The sequence below is a fragment of the Clostridium acetireducens DSM 10703 genome, assembly GCF_001758365.1.
In the GTDB taxonomy this organism is placed as follows: domain Bacteria; phylum Bacillota; class Clostridia; order Clostridiales; family Clostridiaceae; genus Clostridium_C; species Clostridium_C acetireducens.
In genome coordinates, this window is record NZ_LZFO01000031.1 from 1 (window position 1) to 13955 (window position 13955).

The 13955-nt window shown below is 25.1% G+C and carries 6 protein-coding genes, 1 pseudogene and 1 CRISPR repeat array; of the genes and pseudogenes, 1 reads left to right on the forward strand and 6 read right to left on the reverse strand.

Annotation, left to right across the window (positions count from 1 at the left end; all coding sequences use genetic code 11):
- Nucleotides 1-116: 116 nt before the first annotated feature.
- Nucleotides 117-1213: pseudogene (locus CLOACE_RS09160) on the reverse strand (AAA family ATPase).
- A 367-nt stretch (nt 1214-1580) separates the two neighbouring features.
- Here CLOACE_RS09160 and CLOACE_RS09170 point away from each other — a divergent pair.
- Nucleotides 1581-2402: a DUF4352 domain-containing protein gene (locus CLOACE_RS09170; RefSeq protein WP_070110811.1), complete on the forward strand. Its 822-nt coding sequence runs from the start codon at nt 1581-1583 to the stop codon at nt 2400-2402.
- A 183-nt stretch (nt 2403-2585) separates the two neighbouring features.
- Nucleotides 2586-8814: direct repeats of the CRISPR family, unit length 30 nt; unit sequence GTTTCAATTCCTTATAGGTATTCTAAAAAT.
- A gap of 143 nt (nt 8815-8957) precedes the next feature.
- On the opposite strand, the gene cas2 is transcribed toward CLOACE_RS09170, so the two are convergent.
- The 5 genes from cas2 to cas5b all read right to left on the reverse strand — a co-directional run bounded on the left by cas2 (nt 8958) and on the right by cas5b (nt 13948).
- Nucleotides 8958-9221: a CRISPR-associated endonuclease Cas2 gene (cas2, locus tag CLOACE_RS09175; protein ID WP_070110812.1), complete on the reverse strand. Its 264-nt coding sequence runs from the start codon at nt 9219-9221 to the stop codon at nt 8958-8960.
- Between the two features lie 21 nt (nt 9222-9242).
- The gene (gene cas1b / locus CLOACE_RS09180) at nt 9243-10235 is read right to left on the reverse strand and encodes a type I-B CRISPR-associated endonuclease Cas1b (protein ID WP_070110813.1); all 993 of its coding nucleotides are present in this window, start codon (nt 10233-10235) and stop codon (nt 9243-9245) included.
- Between the two features lie 19 nt (nt 10236-10254).
- Nucleotides 10255-10752 carry a CRISPR-associated protein Cas4 gene (gene cas4, locus CLOACE_RS09185; protein WP_070110814.1) on the reverse strand — a complete coding sequence of 166 codons (498 nt, stop codon included), beginning with the start codon at nt 10750-10752 and terminating at the stop codon, nt 10255-10257.
- Between the two features lie 24 nt (nt 10753-10776).
- Entirely contained in the window at nt 10777-13104 is a 2328-nt protein-coding gene (locus CLOACE_RS09190; protein WP_070110815.1) for a CRISPR-associated helicase/endonuclease Cas3, read from the reverse strand.
- Between the two features lie 103 nt (nt 13105-13207).
- Complete coding sequence (gene cas5b / locus CLOACE_RS09195) at nt 13208-13948, reverse strand: type I-B CRISPR-associated protein Cas5b (protein ID WP_070110816.1); 741 nt, start codon at nt 13946-13948, stop codon at nt 13208-13210.
- Nucleotides 13949-13955: the final 7 nt, after the last annotated feature.

Consider the following 13955-nt stretch of genomic DNA (forward strand, 5'->3'; position numbering starts at 1 on the left):
GCCTAATCGGCCGCAAAAACTGTTACCAATTTTTGTATTGTTCGTTCTTTGAGCAATGCCTTTTTGTCATACATTTTTTTAAAAATAAACTTTTAAAAATTTTTTATTGACTTTTACTAGCTGGTCTTATAAATATCTGGATAAATTATATTTATATCTATAATTTCTTCAATCGATAACCCTTTCATTAATTTTATAATATTCTTTTGAATATTTATATTTGAATTTTTAATAACATCCTGTATTACATCATTGCTACTTGTATTAAGCCAATAAGCTTGAGGAACAGCATCTTTATTGTCAATATAATTTATTATAGACCAAGGATTATACATTTCTGTTTTGCCTAAAATATATCCATCATACCATTCTTTTACTATTTCTAATCCTTCTTCTCTACCATAATATTTTAATACTTCAATTATTTCATCTTCAGTAAATCCAAAATACTCACTGTATTGATTATCTAATATTGTGCGGACTTTAAGATTATTCATTCCACTAAATGTACTTTCTTTTCCAATTCTCAATATTCCTGTCATAATAGAAAAGCTAATGTGATTATTATCTTTTACAGCTCCACTTAACCAATTACGAATAAATTCTATTATTTTGTCATAAAATCCATTTGTATAACCGCTTTGTATTGGAAAATCATATTCGTCTAAAAGCAAAATTGGTGCAACACTATAATGTTTATCTAAATACTCTGTTAAGTATTTCAATGAATTTTCATAATCACTTTCTGAAGCAATTCCTGTACGAATTTTGTTAAAAGTTTCTTTTTCAATTTCCGTTAAACGCTCACTATTAGCCAATAAAGCAAATCTATCGTATTCTTCTTCTATACACTTTTTAATTTTATTATAAGTCATTTCCCAATTGCTATTTTTAGTATCCTTTAATGTAATAAATATAACAGGATATTTACCTTGATTTTTTGTATATACATTATTTTGACTAAATATTTTCAAACCTTTAAATAAATATGATTTATCTTTTTCTGATTTTTCAAAGAATACTTTAGCATACTCATATTTATAGTTTTACCAAAACGTCTTGGACGTGTTAATAATATAACTTTTGAACCGTCATCTAATATTTCTTTTATTAATAATGTTTTATCTATGTGATAATAATTATTTTCAATAATTTCTTTAAAATTACTTATTACAATAGGCATTTTTTTCACATGTAACACCCTCTTTGGCATATGTATTTTTATTATATCATAACAAATTATGATTATACTATTTTATAAATTCATAAAAAAATAAGCAATGATTTTAGTATATTGTATTGTTCAACTAGATATGGAGTGAACATCTCTATAAAATTTCAATATATCTTATGTATATATTTATATAGTAAAATAAAGTTAATAAAATTAACTTTACTCCTTGATATAAGCAGGTTTAGAATATACTTTGAAAATTTTAACTAACAAATTTTCACAATAACATTTAAATAATTTTTGACTTCAAAAAATTGTAGAAATTATTACCTAAAGTTTTTATTTTACAAAAACCATATAAAACTGTATAATATTATCATATAATACTAATTTAGGAGGTATCATAATGAAATTAAAAAAACTTATAACAATATCTATTTTTACACTTATTATAGGATTGTTAGTTGGATGTGGCGGTAATAGTAGTACTAGTACAAGCTCAAAAACAAATTCAAAACCATTAAGTCAAGAAGAAGTTCAACATATGTTTTCCAACCCAGATAAATTCAAGGGAAGAAGTATAGACATTTATGCTAAAATTTTTGTTGAACCTGAAAAAGATGATAACGGAACTTACTTACAAGCCTATGCAGATCCTAAGTCTTTATCTAAAAATATTTTAATTAAAATTAATGACCCAAAATTAGACGTTAAAAATGAAGATATAATACATATTGTCGGTAAAATCGAGAAAAAATTTGAAGGTGAAAACGCTTTAGGTGGTAAAGTTACCGCTCCAGTTATAACTGCTGACAAAATTGAAAAAGCTGATTATGCAGAAGCATTTGCTCCAGCACTTAAAACTATAGATATTAATAAAGAAACGAATCAAAATGGATATGTGTTAAAACTTAATAAAGTTGAAATAGCTAAGGATGAAACTAGAGCTTATGTAACTGTAACTAATAATACTAAAGATAAGATAAATTTCTATACTTTTAATAGTAAGTTAGTTCAGGGAACTAAACAAATTCAAGAAGGTGAAAATTACCAAGGTAACTATAAACAAATTAACGATGAAATAATGCCTGGAGTTAAAGAAGAAGGTATAGTTTTATTTAAACAAGTAGATCCTAAAGGCGATAATTTAAAGCTACATTTTGAAGGTTCTTCTGAAAATTATGAATTACATTTTGAACCTTTCACTTTTGAAGTTAAATTAAAATAAAGAAATTATAGTTTTAAATTTTAACTCATGATTTTAGTAAAAGGATTTTGATAAAAAAGTGCAAAACAAACTCTTTTGGAATTTATTTTGCACTTTAATTTCTTGTCGTTTCAGTTATGTAAAATAATCTTAGGTATTCTAAAAATCTGCTTATTTATGCCTTTACTTAAATGTCGTTACCCTGTTTCAATTCCTTATATATATTCTAAAAATGCAAACATAGTGATATCAACGGTTTACAAGGTTTAGTTTCAATTCCTTATAGGTATTCTAAAAATGTTTAAGCTAAATAATATAATAGATAATATTACAGGGTTTCAATTCCTTATAGGTATTCTAAAAATTTTAAATCCACCAGTATGGTGGTTATTAAGGGAGGAAGTTTCAATTCCTTATAGGTATTCTAAAAATGTGTACTATTTTAGTGTGGTAGAATATTTGTAATTTGGTTTCAATTCCTTATAGGTATTCTAAAAATGTGTACTATTTTAGTGTGGTAGAATATTTGTAATTTGGTTTCAATTCCTTATAGGTATTCTAAAAATCTGTAAGAGTTTCTGCATTATGTTTCTGTCTTTCAAGGTTTCAATTCCTTATAGGTATTCTAAAAATACAGCATAGTTTAATGGAGAGTCAAGAAAGTTTATGTTTCAATTCCTTATAGGTATTCTAAAAATGTACGGTTTATGCTAGTGGTGCAGATTTACAAAATGCGTTTCAATTCCTTATAGGTATTCTAAAAATTTTTCTCCCTAACATCGTTGTGCAATACGTAAACTGTGTTTCAATTCCTTATAGGTATTCTAAAAATAGATATTGGTGTGGTGACAAAAATCAATTTGTTGGAAGTTTCAATTCCTTATAGGTATTCTAAAAATCTAATTCTCCAGCACTTGCTAAATCTAAAAGTCCTGGGTTTCAATTCCTTATAGGTATTCTAAAAATAAGTTATTTCCATCTTCTTTTTCTAATGGGAGAATAGTTTCAATTCCTTATAGGTATTCTAAAAATGACAAGTTGTCGTAATGGAGATGGACAAAATGACGGTTTCAATTCCTTATAGGTATTCTAAAAATAAATATCGTAGGAAAGGAAAAGATGAGAGAATTTCAAGTTTCAATTCCTTATAGGTATTCTAAAAATAAAAATAATCAAGTTAAAACAACAAGGTAAAACAGAGTTTCAATTCCTTATAGGTATTCTAAAAATTAGAGACGCTTTAATTGAAGAAATGAAAAAGAAAAAGTTTCAATTCCTTATAGGTATTCTAAAAATGAACATGCGAATGAAGTTGACTGGGAAAGCGGAGAAGTGTTTCAATTCCTTATAGGTATTCTAAAAATCCCACCCGTGAACCTGGCACTATTTTAAAATTGATTGTTTCAATTCCTTATAGGTATTCTAAAAATAAGAAAAATTAAAGCTTATTAACGAAGTATTTGAAGAGTTTCAATTCCTTATAGGTATTCTAAAAATGTATATACTAATATATCATATACATATGAAAAAATGTTTCAATTCCTTATAGGTATTCTAAAAATAACATATTTTACATTGTTTCCAATAGAATTTTAAATGTTTCAATTCCTTATAGGTATTCTAAAAATGAACTGAATAAATTGTCTTCATATCATCATAATCTAGTTTCAATTCCTTATAGGTATTCTAAAAATTAATTAAGAAGAATAACAATGGAAAATACAAAATATGTTTCAATTCCTTATAGGTATTCTAAAAATGTTGCAAAATGGTTAGAAACAAAAGAGAGTTATTTATAGTTTCAATTCCTTATAGGTATTCTAAAAATTTAATAAAGACGATTTCTATGCGTGTGACTTGTTAATGTTTCAATTCCTTATAGGTATTCTAAAAATCGCTTTCTATGTTTTAAATTGCATTTAGGTATCCAGGTTTCAATTCCTTATAGGTATTCTAAAAATCCAAAATAGATTAGATGAACTAGAATCTAAATCTGTTTCAATTCCTTATAGGTATTCTAAAAATTTATTATAGAGGAAAACATGAAATATTAAAAAGAACAAGTTTCAATTCCTTATAGGTATTCTAAAAATTTTGTAAGGTTATTATATTTTACCTCTTCAGTATCTTGTTTCAATTCCTTATAGGTATTCTAAAAATAATTTAACAATAGAAGGGAAAGAGTTGTATTCTTACATGTTTCAATTCCTTATAGGTATTCTAAAAATCAAGAGGAGACTTCACAGAATTTGCAGAACTAGAGAAGTTTCAATTCCTTATAGGTATTCTAAAAATCTTTAGCAAAATTAATAACATTTTTAATTTTTGCTCTGTTTCAATTCCTTATAGGTATTCTAAAAATGCATTGCTTAACCTCCAAACCTCCAAAAATATTTATGGTTTCAATTCCTTATAGGTATTCTAAAAATGCATTGAAAAGAAAGGATATAGATGTTGTAGAGAAGTTTCAATTCCTTATAGGTATTCTAAAAATGTTTATTGTTAATTGATTGTGATTGTATAGACGAGTTTCAATTCCTTATAGGTATTCTAAAAATAATTACATTTATAAAAACAATCATCTAAAAATTTTTTGTTTCAATTCCTTATAGGTATTCTAAAAATGCAGTTAAAGTTTTTAATTAGATATTATTAGTTTAGTTTCAATTCCTTATAGGTATTCTAAAAATTAGCAGTTATACAAATGTATGTTCTATTATGTACTAGTTTCAATTCCTTATAGGTATTCTAAAAATAAAATAATTTTTATAATTCTATTAATTATGAAATTAAGTTTCAATTCCTTATAGGTATTCTAAAAATGCTTTTTTCCACAGTTCACCACCGTGTGTATATTTAGTTTCAATTCCTTATAGGTATTCTAAAAATAAATTAGGAGGAATACAAAAATGGAAAAAAACAATTGTTTCAATTCCTTATAGGTATTCTAAAAATTGATAATTGTAAAACTATAGTAAATTTTCATAGCTCGTTTCAATTCCTTATAGGTATTCTAAAAATAAGTTGAAAACTGATTTTTAACATGAAGGGTAATTTGTTTCAATTCCTTATAGGTATTCTAAAAATCAATAATAAAATTAAATTTATTAGATAGCATCAATATGTTTCAATTCCTTATAGGTATTCTAAAAATATTCACACTACTTGACCATCATCCTACGGCTTTAGAATGTTTCAATTCCTTATAGGTATTCTAAAAATATGTATATATTTGTGGGAAGTATATACAAGGTGGAAGTTTCAATTCCTTATAGGTATTCTAAAAATGAGTTATTTTTGGTGAACAATATCATTCAGAATTAGGGTTTCAATTCCTTATAGGTATTCTAAAAATTTATGTATATATGTTTAGTGTTAGTGGTTTATAAAGTTTCAATTCCTTATAGGTATTCTAAAAATTTACATTGCTACCACAATTAAAAGACCTTACAAACGTGTTTCAATTCCTTATAGGTATTCTAAAAATATTTATATCCTATTAAATCATAATCATCATTGTATGTGTTTCAATTCCTTATAGGTATTCTAAAAATCATATATAGCCATTTGTATATCATACCCATAGTATTTTAGTTTCAATTCCTTATAGGTATTCTAAAAATTCATATATTCTATAATTGTTCTGGTTAAGAATAAGGAGTTTCAATTCCTTATAGGTATTCTAAAAATTGAAGCAGTTGGATTTGAAGTAGATAGAGAAAAACGTTTCAATTCCTTATAGGTATTCTAAAAATTTTTTAATTCAAAGATTCATGGTGCAGCTTCAAAATAGTTTCAATTCCTTATAGGTATTCTAAAAATTCGAAACTTCCTATGATTTCATTTCTAATTTTCCCACGTTTCAATTCCTTATAGGTATTCTAAAAATAGAAAAACAAAAAAATAAAAGAATATGCAATAAAAAAGTTTCAATTCCTTATAGGTATTCTAAAAATGCTTTTGGTAACGCTCAAGCTATTTTAAAAAATAGTGTTTCAATTCCTTATAGGTATTCTAAAAATTGAAAAAATTTGTTGAGGATGATACAAACTCAACAAAGTTTCAATTCCTTATAGGTATTCTAAAAATGTCTAATATGTCAGATGGCAAAAGTGATGGTTTTGTATGTTTCAATTCCTTATAGGTATTCTAAAAATAAGTAATTTTATATTTTGTATTTATTTACATTAGCTTAGTTTCAATTCCTTATAGGTATTCTAAAAATTAAATATCTTCATCATAAAGATATAATTTCAATAAAGTTTCAATTCCTTATAGGTATTCTAAAAATACGATACTTATGCACAAATGGCATTACAAAGTAGAGTGTTTCAATTCCTTATAGGTATTCTAAAAATGGATACCGAGGTATGTGTATTTGCAGAATACTTTATAGGTTTCAATTCCTTATAGGTATTCTAAAAATACTTTATTTGCCCACTCTAATTGTTGTAGCGTTTTCCCGTTTCAATTCCTTATAGGTATTCTAAAAATATCCGCTTTAGCTTGACTTATTGCATTATATATATGTTTCAATTCCTTATAGGTATTCTAAAAATTAGGAAGTTCTTTTTTTTCTCCCTTTTATCGTTGTGTTTCAATTCCTTATAGGTATTCTAAAAATAGAACGAACATAAGACATAGTTTGGAAAGAGAAAAAAAGTTTCAATTCCTTATAGGTATTCTAAAAATACGGAATGTCTTGGGGGGCAATAGGAGAATTAAATAGTTTCAATTCCTTATAGGTATTCTAAAAATTTTTGAAAAGATGTTAGAATTAGAGGAAAATTTCAACTCGTTTCAATTCCTTATAGGTATTCTAAAAATTATCAAAGTAATAAGAATATTTTAGAAGGAATTGAAGAAGTTTCAATTCCTTATAGGTATTCTAAAAATTCTCCTACTATCCTATAGCTATTTTCTTTTAGTTCTTGGTTTCAATTCCTTATAGGTATTCTAAAAATGCAATCAAAAACCAAGAGAAATAGGTGCTGAAGGAGATAGTTTCAATTCCTTATAGGTATTCTAAAAATCCGCCTTGGCATAATACCAAATTACATTCATTTCCAGTTTCAATTCCTTATAGGTATTCTAAAAATAGGTGTACATGGTAGAGATGGACATAAGCTAGATATTAAACGTTTCAATTCCTTATAGGTATTCTAAAAATGAAGAGATGCTAGAACTAGAAGACAATTATAATTCGTTTCAATTCCTTATAGGTATTCTAAAAATTTTTATATCTTCTATATCCTTTGATTTAGTAATTTGTTTCAATTCCTTATAGGTATTCTAAAAATTTTCCTAGATATTATTGGAAAAATATAATAAATCAATAGTTTCAATTCCTTATAGGTATTCTAAAAATTAAAGGTTAATGGGGTTTTTAAAATACCACCATTTTCAGTTTCAATTCCTTATAGGTATTCTAAAAATTATCTATCAACGGAGGTGGTTATACAGATAGAAAAAAGTTTCAATTCCTTATAGGTATTCTAAAAATCAATAGGATAAAAATTATGACAATCCATACCTACATTGTTTCAATTCCTTATAGGTATTCTAAAAATTAACAGAACCTATTTTATAGATAGCAAACAATATAAGTTTCAATTCCTTATAGGTATTCTAAAAATAAGATAATGAATTGTTTAATCAATTAAAAGATTTAACGTTTCAATTCCTTATAGGTATTCTAAAAATATGCAGAAAAAGAATCTGTTTCAAACGTGTATCTAACGTTTCAATTCCTTATAGGTATTCTAAAAATGGAAATAAGTTAGGCATTATATCACTCTCCCAACTAGTTTCAATTCCTTATAGGTATTCTAAAAATTGTCACTTGTTTATCATCATCATAAGCAATACCATTGTTTCAATTCCTTATAGGTATTCTAAAAATAGACAGAACAGATGAAGAAGTTTATAACTAATTTGCGTTTCAATTCCTTATAGGTATTCTAAAAATGTATCCTTTATCTGAATGGAATGGACCTGGAACAGTGTTTCAATTCCTTATAGGTATTCTAAAAATTAATACAACTTAGAGAAGGTAATAAAAAAGAAATACAGTTTCAATTCCTTATAGGTATTCTAAAAATCAAATACTCTTTTTTCTACTACCTCTGTCTTTTCTCCGTTTCAATTCCTTATAGGTATTCTAAAAATAACTTCTCCTACTGAATTTTCATATTGAGTAGCTTTGTTTCAATTCCTTATAGGTATTCTAAAAATAAGATATAGAGCAGTTAGAAAGCTTTACGGAAGAGTAGTTTCAATTCCTTATAGGTATTCTAAAAATCCTATAATTCCTTCTTTAAGGCACTTAGCATTTATATGTTTCAATTCCTTATAGGTATTCTAAAAATGAAACTAGCTTATTAAATCCATACCCAGTTATAATGTTTCAATTCCTTATAGGTATTCTAAAAATCCATTTTGCCATTGAAATATAAAGCTTTTTATTTTTTTACTTTCTATAAAAATTATAACATTTTTATAGAAACATTGGAATAGCTTAATTTATAAAAAAGTCCATCCCCAGAGTTTTTTGCACTATTGGGGGTGGACTTTTATTTATAATATGAATTCTTGAGAATTTTTTGATACACCAAGTACTTCTCTTTTAGAATATTTTGTGCTTTGAAAACTATATATTATTACAGAATCTGTAGACTTATCCATAAGTTTATTTAATTCCATCTTTAACTTTTTTAAGTTTGCTTCTCCTATTTCTCCTTCAAATACTGAATTTTGTACCCATGTTAAGTATTTTCTACAGGTCTTTAAAGCTCTTCCTACTCTTTTTTGTTCAAAATCATATACTAATATTACAAACATTTTATCACCTTTTTTATAAAATTACCATTTAGCTACAAAACCTTTGTATTCTTCATTTTCTGTTATATATTTTTGTAATTTATAAATTTCTAATCTTATAAGTCTTTTATAACTTACTCTTGTGTTTAAATCCTTATGTTTAATGGTGGTGCTTAATTTTTCATTATATTCTTCTATAAACTTCCTTTTCCCTTTTTCATTTAAAATTATTCCTCTCATTTCTTTTTGAAAATCATCCTTTGTTAGCATCTTTTTATTAATTAAAGAAAATATTACTCTATCTACTATTATAGGTTTAAATATTTCTGCTATATCTAAATTAAGTGTAAATCTTCTATTATTAGTAGAATGTAAATAACCTATACGTGGATCAAGCTGTGTTTCATAAATTTCACTTAATACTGTGGTATACATTATAGAATTGCCAAAGCTTATTAATGCATTTATTTTATCTAAAGGTGGTCTTTTGCTCCTTTTTTCAAAATGAAAATCCTTATTATTCAATATTAAATTAAAACATTTATAATATTCTTCCCTTATATTTCCTTCAAATGCCATGAGTTCTTGTATATTATCTACATCATACATAATCTCTAATTTTTTATTTATGCTATCTATAGCTTCATCTAAGGCACATCCCTTTTTTCTATAATACTTTAAAACTACTAATATATTTTTTATAGCTGTAGTTATTATTGACTTTGCTATATCTATTCTTGTTTCATAATTTAAATATTTTTCTGATTGCTTTAAAATAACATATCCAGAATTTAAATGCTCTCTTGGATAAAATGTTCCTACATAATATTCATAGTAATTAAAAAAATGTATACATATTTCCTTTTGAGATGCATATTCTAAAAATCTTTTATTTAAATCTACTTCTCCAAAAATCCATATATTATCTAATTCTTCTACGGGAAGATATTTTTTCTTGCCTCCAGTAACAAAAAATACTGTGTTATCTTTTCTTTTAAGTTCACCATCATTAAAAATATAAATATCCTTCTTCACTTTATCCCCTCCCTATAATTTAAGCATAACAATACTCTTTATAAGCACAGTTTTTGCAAAAGCCTATTTTTTTAACTGGTTCTGGGGATTCCTTATTGCAAATTTTCTTTATGTCTTTTATGATTTCTTCTAGTTTTTTTATATTTTCATCATTTAAAATAACTTCTTCTCTTTTTTTCTCTTCTGGATATAAAAGTACTCCATCTGCATTTATGCCTGCTTCTTTTAATACTTTTAAATAAAAAATTAATTGCCATTTTGAGGCTTCTTTATATTTAGATGATTTTTTAGTTTCACCTATAACTAATTTTTCCTTAGATTTGAACATTACATCAAACTTTACATTACCAAAGGAAATTTCTTTTTCCTTTCTTTTATAGCTATATTCATGTATAAACCTACCTATTTCTATGTTTTCATTATGTTGATCTGGTACTATATTTCTACTCATAAGCCAAACTTCTCTTTTGCATATATTATAAAACCATACTAAAGTTCCATTTACTTCTATGGACATTTTAAAATCTCCTTTATATAAATTTTAAAATATAAAGTAATCTTCCTTGTCTTCTCTTATAAAACCTGTATTTATGTCATAATAATTTTCACAGCCCTCCATAGGCAAGCTAACTATTCTTGTATATTCATCTATATTAAATTTACTTTTATATTTCATAGGTATAGATAATGTATAATCTCTTATTTTATTTTTTATTTTTATAAAACCTTCTCTTTTAATGTTCTCATCCTTTTCCTTTAAAACTCCCATTAACTTCTCATATACCCTTTCAGCCTTATCATCTATCCTGATAAAAACTTCCATATAATTAGGATTATTCTCTATTAAAGAAAATTTACTTAATGTATATTTTTCATTTTGTTTGCTAAAATAAAGATTTTCTATAGATTCTATTAGTTTTTCTGAAATATCTTTATTTATATTTTCATTTATTTCTTTAAAATACTTATTTATTAAATCTAAATATTCTTTTTCTTCTATACATTGACTGTGCTGAAGAATGTCCTTTGATATATTTATATTGCTTGTACCATATACATATCTTCCATAATAATTAGAACTATTATCTACCATGGAATAAATATATACTTGTCCATCTCCTTTGCTTTTGTTATGTCTATTACATCTACCTGCTGATTGTATTATGCTGGATATAGGGGCTATATCCCTTATAACTACATTAAAATCAAAATCTACTCCTGCTTCAACTACTTGAGTAGATACTAATATAGGTTTTTCTCCTTTGTTTAATTTTTCATTTATACTATCTATTACCCTCTTTCTGTGAAGAGGTATTAGGTTTGTTGATAAATAATATACTTCCCTATCTATATTTTTTAGTGAATTATAAATTTTAATAGATTGATCTATAGTATTACATATTATTAAATAGGATTTATACTCTATGTGTTGTAAAAATTCTTCAATAAAATCCTCTACAGTAACTTTATTTATTTTAGGTATTATTTTTGTTCTATTAAATAATTTAAAATAATCCTCATTATGTTTTAAAAGTTCCTTTGAATCCTGTAATAATATTGGTTTTGTAGCTGTCATCATAATAATTCTACAATCCAAATATTTGCTAGCTTCTTTTAATATATAATCTACTAATTCATAATATTTAATATCTATAGCTTGTACTTCATCTAATAATATAATAGAATTTTTTAATGCATTAAACTTTTTAAGCATTCTGTTTTTATTTCCTATAAGAGTTTGCAAAAGTTGTACAAAAGTAGTTATTACAATGGGACTATCCCAGTTTTCTAAAAGTAGCTCTGCTTCCATGGATTTATAATTTTCTTTTTCACTATTGTATTCCACATCTGCCATGCTATGATGTTTTATAATATAATCACTACTTTTATTTTCAAAATCTTTTACATTACAAAATAAATCATATAAAACATCAAAATTTTGGTTAATAATAGATGTAAAAGGTAGTGCGTATATTATTCTTCTATTGTCTTTTAATAATTCTCTTAATTTTAATGCAGCAAAAAATCCGCTATAGGTTTTTCCTGTACCTGTAGGAGCTGTTATAGAAAATATTTTATGTTCCCTATAACTTTTTTTAATTTCATCTTGTACTATATTAAAAATGTCTGTTCTTATTTTATTTATTTCACTTTTGCTTTCTCCTATTTTATATCTTCTTACTTTATCCATTTCCTCATAATTCACATATTTTAAAGATGGTAATTTTATATTAGCTGCACTTATTTTATCACTAGCAATTAAGGCTGAATATTGTAATTGATGACTAAAATATAATTCTGAGGATTTATACTTTCTTTTTATCATCATTTCCATTCTTTTTAATTTACAAAGTATTTTTTCTATATTTATATCATTTATAAAACTATTAAAATATTTATCATAACCTATGCTTTCATAATCCTTTGATATATCTGTCTTATTTTTTCTTATATTTTCTATCTGCTTTTCTCCTATTTCTATTTTGTCTATTAAATAAGAACTATCTGTGCTTTTTATTCCTCTCATGGTTTTTGGTAAATTTAATTCTATATTTTTTAAACTGCCATGATGATGTAATATACTGCTATAAACTATAAGGGGAAGAATGCTGTCTTCCCCAAATTTATCTAGTGCTATATAAGCTCCAAAAATAGCTGATATAAATCCATGATTGGATAATAAGCTATCTTTATATTTTTCTTCAAATAAATACTTTTGAAAATAAGTTGTGTATTTACCAAAATCATGAGAAAAAGCTATAATTTTACTTTCCTCTCCATAATTTAAGGAAAGGCTATCTTTCATATATTCATTAACTTCTTTTAAATGATCTATTAAAAATTTATTTGGATGTGAATAAAATTCCATAGCTTCACCTCTTAATCACATAATATTATGAAAAGTTTCACTATACTTTTGCTCAATAACATTTGATTTTTCTAATTTTTATATTACTTAAATATTATATATACTACATAAACACTATACTTTCATTACATATATTATTATTTTCCTTATATTCTATATTCAATGCTTTAATGTTTAATTTCACCTGTATATCTTTGCCACTATCATCAAAAATATAGGAATCTACTGATTTTATTTCTCTATTTTTATTAAAATCTGAAGGCATTCTCTCCCTTAATAATGAAAAATCATTTTGAAAAAAATTTATTCCCTTTTCACATATATAATCACTTTTTATTATAGAACTTATACTTATTTCTTCTTCCTGAGATACTTGTCCGTTTACTCTATCAATGAATTTTAAATTACAGGAAAATGGAGCAGCTCCCATATAAGGTGAATAATAATATTTTTTTTCTATTAATCTTCTTTCTATTTCATCCATTATTTTTTTATCTTTATGGCTTACGTAAATTCTGTATATTACATTAGAATCTTCTGTTATAATTTCAAAGGGTATTTGTGTATGCTCTTTAGGCTCTGTAATATGACTTGCTGTGGTCATTTTCATATAGTTTAAAGTTTGCATTAATCTTCTGTTTTTACTTATTTTTCTTAAAGCAACATTAAAATTTTCTCTATTTAATTTTTCATAATAGCTATCCCTTTCATAACCTAATATAGCTGCTATAGTACCTATTATTGATGTTCTAGGTGGTACAGAATAGCTTAAAGAAGAGGAATTGGTATAATATTTTCTAAAATGAGCAAATTTACCTACCATATCAAATATGATTATATCCATTTTTATC

Bases quoted from the DNA above. Each gene is read 5' to 3' on its own strand.
- CLOACE_RS09170 (WP_070110811.1), top strand. From the start codon at position 1,581: ATGAAATTAAAAAAACTTATAACAATATCTATTTTTACACTTATTATA.
- cas2 (WP_070110812.1), bottom strand. From the start codon at position 9,221: ATGTTTGTAATATTAGTATATGATTTTGAACAAAAAAGAGTAGGAAGA.
- cas4 (WP_070110814.1), bottom strand. From the start codon at position 10,752: ATGTCCATAGAAGTAAATGGAACTTTAGTATGGTTTTATAATATATGC.
- CLOACE_RS09190 (WP_070110815.1), bottom strand. From the start codon at position 13,104: ATGGAATTTTATTCACATCCAAATAAATTTTTAATAGATCATTTAAAA.
- cas5b (WP_070110816.1), bottom strand. From the start codon at position 13,948: ATGGATATAATCATATTTGATATGGTAGGTAAATTTGCTCATTTTAGA.